This is a genomic window from Streptococcus sp. HMSC076C08 (assembly GCF_001810825.1).
Classification (GTDB): Bacteria; Bacillota; Bacilli; order Lactobacillales; family Streptococcaceae; genus Streptococcus.
Genome location: NZ_KV802724.1, coordinates 45966 through 54009, shown reverse-complemented (window position 1 = coordinate 54009; position 8044 = coordinate 45966). Strand labels below are relative to the sequence as shown.

Sequence of the window (8044 nt, the reverse complement as noted above, 5' to 3'; positions counted from 1 at the left end):
TTCACTAACAAACTCACACACTCAGCGGTTTGGACTTACTGTATCATCCGTGAAAAAACAATCCTCACGTAATAAAGGAAAATCCTTCGTTTTGATATTGTTCCATTCGTAAACTGAACCTACAATATCTCCAATAATTGCCCCTAGCATACGTTTCCTCCTTATGGCATATCAGATTCGTTACACATTTCTAATGAATCACTCTTTAAAAATGGCACCACCAAATCAATCCACTCATAAGGCAGGTAAACTGATAAATAGCCGTGGTTATAGCCCTTTGCTTCACACAAAATTGTATTTGAATGTAGCTGATGAAATAATTTCGCTGATTCTTTCACACAGTTCAATTCTTTTTCACCATAAATATACAGAACCTGAGCCTTGCTAGCAGAAATCGTATCCTTTAGCTTGTAATGTCCCATATAGGTTTTGTAAATGGTCACCAATGTTTTGACAGGCGTCCTTGGCAAATCCTCTAAATAATAAGCTTTTATTTCCTCTGGATAAGCCAGTTTAGGATAGAGTTTGTTCATCATGCTTAACTGAAGTTTGCAAGAGAATTTATTGAACATCAATCTACCAAATAGAGACACTAGAAATATGCTGATTTTAGCTAACCTTGGTTGAGGAATGCAGAGGCTTCCATCTATGATGGCCTTCTCAGCAATTTCACTGTCTAAAGACAAAAGCTCCATGGCAATTTGACCACCAAGTGAAACACCACCGATTGCAAACAATTTCCCACCACAGTTTTCTTTGATATAGTCTAGAATCTCCAAAGCAGAATCTTCAGTAGAAACATAATCAAGTTGATATTCCTCGCCGTGGCCATTCAAAGTGGGTAGAATAATACGGTATTCTTTTGACAAGATTCGTGCTTGACGAAGATAATTCCACCAAGAACTGCCACCACCATGTATCAGTAAAATAGGAGGCAAATTCTTATCACCAAATTCATGGAATTTCATGTTTAAACTCCTTACTGTAGAACTTTCACTAGCTACACCCATGTTTAATCAGCTCTTACAAGCAGTGATGTCTCATCAAATAGAAAAGTCTCTAACATTGATTATCTAGAATGACCACACGTTACTTTCAATAATGGATATCCTGATCTAAATTTTAAAATGTTGTTTCCTTACTAATTCTATTACTCGCCAATATAGTATAAATCAAATAACCAATAAAAATGATAATAAAAATAAGATTAATTTTTAACACAAAATAGAGATTTAACAAATTTGCGAATGCATGAAATAATACACAGTATCCCACAGATTTCGTTTGACGGTAAAGAAGCCCTAAAACAAAACTTAAAAATAATGTATATATAAAAAATAAAATAAAAGGAAATCCTTGATGACTTTCTCCAACTATAAACCATAAAGGCAGATGCCATATTCCCCAAATTGATCCTACAATCAAATTAGATTGCCAATAAGTATATTTTTTATCAAGTAATGGTTGTAATATTCCTCTCCATCCTAATTCTTCATGTCCACCACCAAAAAAAATTAGTTGTATAAAGAATAATGGCATCAGATAAATTGATACTCCGTTTAATTCTAAGGAAGATACAGAAAATAGTATCAAAATTGCTAACATATGATAAATGAAATAAATACTACTATTTTCTATCTTATTAAATAAAAAATGTTTAAATTTTATATTATTACTTTTTAAATAAAAGCCACTTGCAATAGCTGGTCCAAGTGCACCAACTATATGTAATATTCTTCCTATAAAAGTCTCTAATCCCAAAATATAAGATTGCGTAAATATGGCAAGAAGCCCCCAAGCTATATAAGTAATTCCAAATGTACAATAAAGATAATTTTTTAAATTCCTTTTATCAATTTCTGTCATTTTTTTCTTCCTAATCTTGATTATTTTATGAATGATATTTTTACTGCTTATTAGTTGCTATCGATTATAACTACCTATATTCTATCATAAAAACACAAAAAAGCCTTACAATCAAGGCTTTTCACTATTCATTTCGTCAATACTTTAGTTTCGTAGATTCAGATTCGCATGATTAAAACTAGTCAATTTTCTCAATAATGTTTCCAAGTCTATCCAATACAAGACAGGAATGATCATTTAGTGGAATTATGGGAACACTGACGAGTTCTTCTGCTCTATCCTTATTAGCTTTATCATTCCAGGAATCATAATGGACACTAATTAAAAACTGACTAAAGAGTCCTAATCCATTTTTTATCTTTATCTGATGATCTGAATTATCATTAGGTGAGACATAGACTTTTTCTCCTAATAATAGGGCTCCTGCAGAAAACCCTATAACTTTTACCCCTTTATTCAGCATACGATCGATATAATTTTTGAACTCCTGATTGACATAAGTAGCTAGATACTTTTCCGTATTTCCACCACCGATAATAATTAGATCAGCATCTGGATAGCTACCAAAATTAATCTGCTCAATGTCCAAGAGTAAGTAATCAGTGTTTAGGTTAGAAAAATGACTTTGGAAAACTTCTGTGTACTTTTTCATATACGGTTGCCAATTTTCTCGATAAACTGTAAAAATGAGTATTCTTTCGATCTTCCTTGATGACACAATTTTATTAACAATCGTATAGTTCTTTATCGGCGGATTTCCACCCATCAAAAAAATTTGTTCGTCCAATCTTTCACGCTTTCTAAAGATACATAAAGTTTAAACAAGTTTATTCACGTTTCGAAATTATAATTTTTTCTTAAAATGAATAATTCTATTTACTTCCTGAAATCCAATATTGAGATGAAATCTTATAGAATCCGTATTCGTTAAAGTACAGTCACTTGCAAATTCCTTACATCCTTTATTTTTCGCCCATTCCTCACATTTTGTACAGAGATTTTTAGCAATATCCTTTAAACGATATTCCTCGTCGACAATAATCCCTTCTAAGAATCCAACAGGACTATATTTACAACCTTCAACATAATCAAATCTGAGTGAACATAATGCTAGACCTACAATTGTGTCACCTTCAACTTCAGTAAAGATTGCAGTATTTTTGCCATTCGTATATTTTTTTACTTCATCAAAAGCTTCTTTATCGGTCAATTGGGGCCATAATTGTTTTATTAGTTTAGCCGTTTTTATAGAATCTTTTGTTATTCCATCCATATTGATGTTCCTCCGGAAATTACAAGCAAATGTTTCGAATCACGCTGTTACTTTGTTACTCATTGATTGATACCAATACCATCCCCTTCTACTTTTCGACTGTCTCAGATCGGACGAGCAGAGCTACACACTCAGCGGTTCGGACTTACCGTATCATTTCGTCGGTTTCCCTCCTCATTCTACGAGTCCTATCCCATGGGCGGAGCATCTACTTCTACTTCGCTGATGCCTCAGCTCGTACAACAGTGATACCGCCTCAACATGTGCTGAGAGCTTTCTTCTATACTAATAGACGAAAGGGTGTGAAAATGATTTTTAAATGATACTGTGGAACGGAACAGTAGCCCTAGTATTGACTACTGTCGTTTCTATTCATATTGGCTATTCTAGGACTGAGATGAAAAAATCTATAAATGCTCAGAATAAAATTGAACCCGCAAATCTCCCCAAAACAATGGTGAGTCATGTACTTGTATTATTCCGAAAAAATACACCTCTGGTGCAGTGAGACAAATTGGTGTATCTTATAGTGGCTTCGTAGATGAAAGCTATACTCTACTATCACTCTTTGATGATGTAGAACAAATTGAAAAAGATAATAGACTTCAGACAGCTATTGATGTTGTCAGAGAACAGTTTGGTTTTTTAGCCATACAAAAAGGAACCGTCCTAACTGAAGGTTCCAGAAATATTGAACGCAGTAAACTTATCGGTGGTCATTCCGCGGGTGGATTGGAGGGATTAAAATGAAACAAGAAAAAAATACAGTACAATTTTCAGAAATCCGTAGCAAAGGATGTAATGATATTGAAATGCTTGAAAGATTTTTACATGGAATCGTTGAAACAGCAACTTCAAAACTTCGTCAGAGAAAACTCAAAACAACTGAAATATCGATACGACTAGTACATGCTAAATCTGAAAACCGATTACCATTGGAATTTACATTTAGCATTAAGCCAACAAGCTCATCTGTGATAATCTATACTGAGGTAATCAATCGCTTTAAAGAATGTTACACAGGTGGGGGAATTCAAGGTTTTACGATTCAATTTGATAAAAATACCCTTGCCTCTGCATAGAAAGGATTTGATATGATTGACCGTTCATATTTACCATTTCAATCAGCAAGAGAGTACCAGGATACAAAGATGCAAAAATGGATGGGCTTTTTCCTATCTGAACATGCATCAGCACTCTCTGATGATACAAACAAAGTAACGTACATGTCTGACTTATCACTAGAGAAGAAATTATTACTCCTCAGTCAAGTATACGCCGGGCAGCTACGCACACGCATTCAAGTGATTGAAAAAAACAAGCGTGTTTCCTACACTGGAACAATACCAAGTCTGACCAAAGATTTCATTTTGATAAAAACTACAACAGGTCACATCAATTTGAAATTAAAAGACATTATTAGTATTGAACTTGTCGAGGAGGTGCTCTATGAATCAGCTTGAGTTTCAGCGTAATCACCTACAAATGGACTATTATAGCGAGAGCTACCAAGATTTTGAACGTGACTTCTACCGCTACTCTAACATGAATATTCCATTGACCTTCCTAACTGATGATATCCTAAAAACAATGGCGACTTCACGTAAGAATTACTTTGTCCTCAATAAGGAAAAGTCCAGAGATAACCGCGATCACTTCTTCATATTTGAAGTAAGTACCGTAGATGAGAATCCGCTAATCTATCATTATACATATAAGAAAACTACAATATATTTAGCAGAAAAATAGGAGCAGTTCAATTGACTGTTCCTATTTTTAATATTCATAAAATCTAAAGTCTTTATACTCTTTAACAATGGAGTCGCCAACCAGAACAGACTATACTGACCAGCGACTACCTTAAATTTAATGTTTCAGATTTATTTTCTTATCTCTAATTTCATAAACTACATCTGCTACATTTTCGAGTAATCGTTTATCGTGGGTGATAAACACGATAGTTCCGGTGTACTCCTTCATTAGTATTTCCAAAGCCTCTAAACTTGGTATGTCAAGGAAGTTACTGGGTTCATCCATTATTAGGATGTTATATCTACCCATGAGCATTTTAGCAAGCAACAATTTTATAATTTCTCCACCGCTTAAAACAGATAAACTTTTTCCAATATCGTTCTGTTTGAACCCCATAGATGCTAGCACTGAACGAATTTCTGATATATTGTAGTCACAATCCTTCTGCATAAACTCCATAACATTCTGATTACTGTTGTACTTGTAACCATTCTGTGCAAAGTAACCTATTTTTGCCTTAGGCGAAATAGAAATTCCTTCTTCATGGTTTAAGATCATTTGGATTAAAGTTGTTTTTCCGATTCCATTACCACCAGTTAACGCCACTTTTGCTCCTAACGGAATTTGAAAAGATGCATTTTCAAACAGAGCCTTATCCCCAAATACTTTATTAATTTCTGCACCGACTATAGGGTATGGATTATGGAGCTCCAATGCTTTACTTTGCCTGAAACGAATTCTGCGAATGCCTTCCGGAGCTTCTACTTTTCCTAAGGCCGCAATCCTGTGCTCTAGGGTTTTAGCAGCATTATACATCTTTTTTTCCTTACTTCCTATTGATTTTTGATGAGCTAAACGCCCTCCGTCTTCAGTACTTTTTTTCTTTGAAGAACCTTTTGCCTTCTGTTCTATTTTACGAGCCTGTTTTCGCTTTTCCTCCGCAGCCCTTTCCAATCGGGCACGTTCCGCAATAAATTGTTCGTATTCTGCAGCTTGGCTCTTACGTTCTTCCTCTTTCTGACGAAGATAATCAGAATAGTTTCCCCAATACTCAGTGATTTTGCCATCTTTCAGTTCCCATATTTTATCTACTATTTCATCAAGAAAATAGCGGTCATGGCTAATAACTAACAGTGCACCTGTAAAATATTTTAGCTGTCCTATTAGAAAATCAATTCCTTCACGGTCTAAATGGCTCGTAGGTTCATCCGCTAAAATACCATGAACCTGTGCCGATAAGGCCTGTGCTATTTTAAGCCTTGTTTCTTCACCACCGCTCATAGTCTGTATATTTAATTGCTCAACACCTAGCTTGCCTACAAGTGCAAAATCTTTTTCCTCCTGCAGAGTTACTTCGTCCAACTGGGGAATATAGGCAAGTTCACCCAGACGATTCATTTTACATCCTGGGGGAGTTAATTCTCCTAAAAGTACCCTGAGTAAAGTGCTTTTTCCAGCACCATTTGCTCCTACTAAACCAATACGGTCATAATCATATACTTCTAATTCATTTATATCTAAAACATCGCGTCCTTTGAATTCCACACGAATGTCTTTTGCTTTTAATATTAATTCCATAACATTTCCTCCTGTCTATAATCGCATGCTTTCATTTGCTTGTATGCAGGGAAAACCCTGCGATTTTAGCAGGAAGAGTTACATGAAAATAAGATACATAAATATTCCTCCAATATTGTTTATTTTAAATCTAATTTTCTAACCTCAGTTATCATTTGGCAAACTATAGCAATGCCAATAATTAAAATACCTGATAGTAAAAACCAATGATTTACACCGATTTTATCAGCAAAGAATCCAGAAAGAATTAACCCAATTGGCATAGCAAGTGACATGATACTTCCGATCAAAGAAAATACACGTCCTAAATATTCAGGCTTAATTTTCTCCTGAAAAAGAGCTGTTTGCACACCGCTATAAAATGGCACCGAAAGCCCCATTATTGCACAGCAAACTACGAATATTACAAATCCATTTGGAGGAAGTATTCCCGAAACGGCTAAACTGGTCCCCATTATAAAAAATGAACTTGTTATTAGTAATACATGCTTTTCGAAGCCCCCTAATCTTCCTAATAATAAGCCTCCTGCTAGCATCCCAAATGCAAAGGAAATTTCCGTAATAGAAATATGCACAGGCGTTCCATTAAAGTGTTCCATGCTTATTAAAGGAAATAGTGCATTGATTGGCATATAAACAAAAGTATATAGTGTTCCTAAGAGTAATAAGGCAAACAATCCTTTGTTTTGTCTCAGAACCACAACTCCTTCTTTCATCTCCCTTATGAAATTTGGTTCTAAACTTTGCACTTGATTACCCAGCTTAGGTATACGTACAATTGCTACCGTAATAGATGCAATCACAGCACCCAATACGTCGATGGCAATAATAGCATTTAAATCCCAAACGGAGTATAAGAGTGCTGCAACTGCCGGACTAACAATATAGCTTATAGACTGCAAAGACTGACTATAGCCTGCGCATTTCGTTAGCTGTTCTTCTGGTACTAAAAGTGGTGTAACCGCATTGAGTGCTGGGGTATGAAAAGCTGTTCCAATGCTACGGATAAACAATACTATCATAATCATCCAGACAGGTAGCTCCATACAGAATGCAACAATAGCAAGCACTGCACCAGCTGCTGCGATAATTAAATCGGCACCAATCATTATCTTCTTCCTATCATGACGATCCACTAGCACACCAATGGCAGGTCCCAAAATCGCATAGGGTAAAAAACCTACTAATGAAGCCATAGACAAGACCATCGCAGATCCTGTTTTTTCTGTAAGGTAAAAAATAATCGCCATTTGCAGGATGGCACTAGTGATTAATGATACTGCTTGCCCTGCCCATATTGCATAAAATTTTCGTTTCCAATTGTTGTATTTTTCCATTTATATTATCTCCTGCATATTATTTTGCTTGAATTTCTATTTTGAATAGCATTCTAGGCAATAAAAAATGCAGGCCAAACCCCACAATGTGGCTTTTGGTCTGCATACATACAATTTGGAAACATTCATATTAAAGACATAGTTAAATAAAGGTATAGTTAAATAACCAATATCCTCACCGTAACTAATGAATGCTCAATATCGTATAAATAAGCACAACAAAAAAGCCTATCATCGG

At 35.2% G+C, this 8044-nt stretch carries 11 protein-coding genes; 4 read left to right on the top strand and 7 right to left on the bottom strand.

What is annotated here, in order from left to right:
• Positions 1 to 21: 21 nt before the first annotated feature.
• From HMPREF2766_RS09895 to aac(6'), 5 genes are all read right to left on the bottom strand, one after another.
• Positions 22 to 150: an ADP-ribosylglycohydrolase gene (locus HMPREF2766_RS09895; RefSeq protein WP_083303872.1), complete on the bottom strand. Its 129-nt coding sequence runs from the start codon at positions 148 to 150 to the stop codon at positions 22 to 24.
• Between the two features lie 11 nt (positions 151 to 161).
• Positions 162 to 968, bottom strand: a complete 807-nt coding sequence (locus tag HMPREF2766_RS04185; RefSeq protein WP_070567906.1) for an alpha/beta hydrolase — start codon at positions 966 to 968, stop codon at positions 162 to 164.
• 154 nt (positions 969 to 1122) lie between these two features.
• The gene (locus HMPREF2766_RS04180) at positions 1123 to 1866 is read right to left on the bottom strand and encodes a CPBP family intramembrane glutamic endopeptidase (RefSeq protein WP_000134977.1); all 744 of its coding nucleotides are present in this window, start codon (positions 1864 to 1866) and stop codon (positions 1123 to 1125) included.
• Positions 1867 to 2044: 178 nt separating this feature from the next.
• Positions 2045 to 2653, bottom strand: a complete 609-nt coding sequence (locus HMPREF2766_RS04175; RefSeq protein ID WP_070567904.1) for a Type 1 glutamine amidotransferase-like domain-containing protein — start codon at positions 2651 to 2653, stop codon at positions 2045 to 2047.
• Between the two features lie 57 nt (positions 2654 to 2710).
• The gene (aac(6'), locus tag HMPREF2766_RS04170) at positions 2711 to 3139 is read right to left on the bottom strand and encodes an aminoglycoside 6'-N-acetyltransferase (RefSeq protein WP_070567902.1); all 429 of its coding nucleotides are present in this window, start codon (positions 3137 to 3139) and stop codon (positions 2711 to 2713) included.
• A 504-nt stretch (positions 3140 to 3643) separates the two neighbouring features.
• Here aac(6') and HMPREF2766_RS04160 point away from each other — a divergent pair.
• The 4 genes from HMPREF2766_RS04160 to HMPREF2766_RS04145 are packed head-to-tail and all read left to right on the top strand — an operon-like array spanning position 3644 to position 4888.
• A complete protein-coding gene (locus HMPREF2766_RS04160; protein WP_001813542.1) occupies positions 3644 to 3889 on the top strand; it encodes a hypothetical protein in 246 nt (81 codons plus the stop codon).
• On the top strand, positions 3886 to 4221 hold the full coding sequence (locus HMPREF2766_RS04155; RefSeq protein WP_000806926.1) for a DinB/UmuC family translesion DNA polymerase: 336 nt from the start codon (positions 3886 to 3888) through the stop codon (positions 4219 to 4221). The genes HMPREF2766_RS04160 and HMPREF2766_RS04155 overlap by 4 nt, the downstream gene beginning before the upstream one ends.
• Before the next feature lie 12 nt (positions 4222 to 4233).
• Positions 4234 to 4602 (top strand): hypothetical protein, encoded by a 369-nt coding sequence (locus HMPREF2766_RS04150; protein WP_000567222.1) that lies wholly within the window; start codon positions 4234 to 4236, stop codon positions 4600 to 4602.
• On the top strand, positions 4589 to 4888 hold the full coding sequence (locus tag HMPREF2766_RS04145; RefSeq protein ID WP_001072467.1) for a DUF5960 family protein: 300 nt from the start codon (positions 4589 to 4591) through the stop codon (positions 4886 to 4888). The genes HMPREF2766_RS04150 and HMPREF2766_RS04145 overlap by 14 nt, the downstream gene beginning before the upstream one ends.
• Before the next feature lie 117 nt (positions 4889 to 5005).
• On the opposite strand, the gene msr(D) is transcribed toward HMPREF2766_RS04145, so the two are convergent.
• Positions 5006 to 6469: an ABC-F type ribosomal protection protein Msr(D) gene (gene msr(D) / locus HMPREF2766_RS04140; protein ID WP_000420313.1), complete on the bottom strand. Its 1464-nt coding sequence runs from the start codon at positions 6467 to 6469 to the stop codon at positions 5006 to 5008.
• Between the two features lie 119 nt (positions 6470 to 6588).
• Positions 6589 to 7806, bottom strand: coding sequence for a macrolide efflux MFS transporter Mef(A) (mef(A), locus tag HMPREF2766_RS04135; protein WP_000417519.1), 1218 nt, complete (start codon positions 7804 to 7806; stop codon positions 6589 to 6591).
• Between the last annotated feature and the right edge of the window lie 238 nt (positions 7807 to 8044).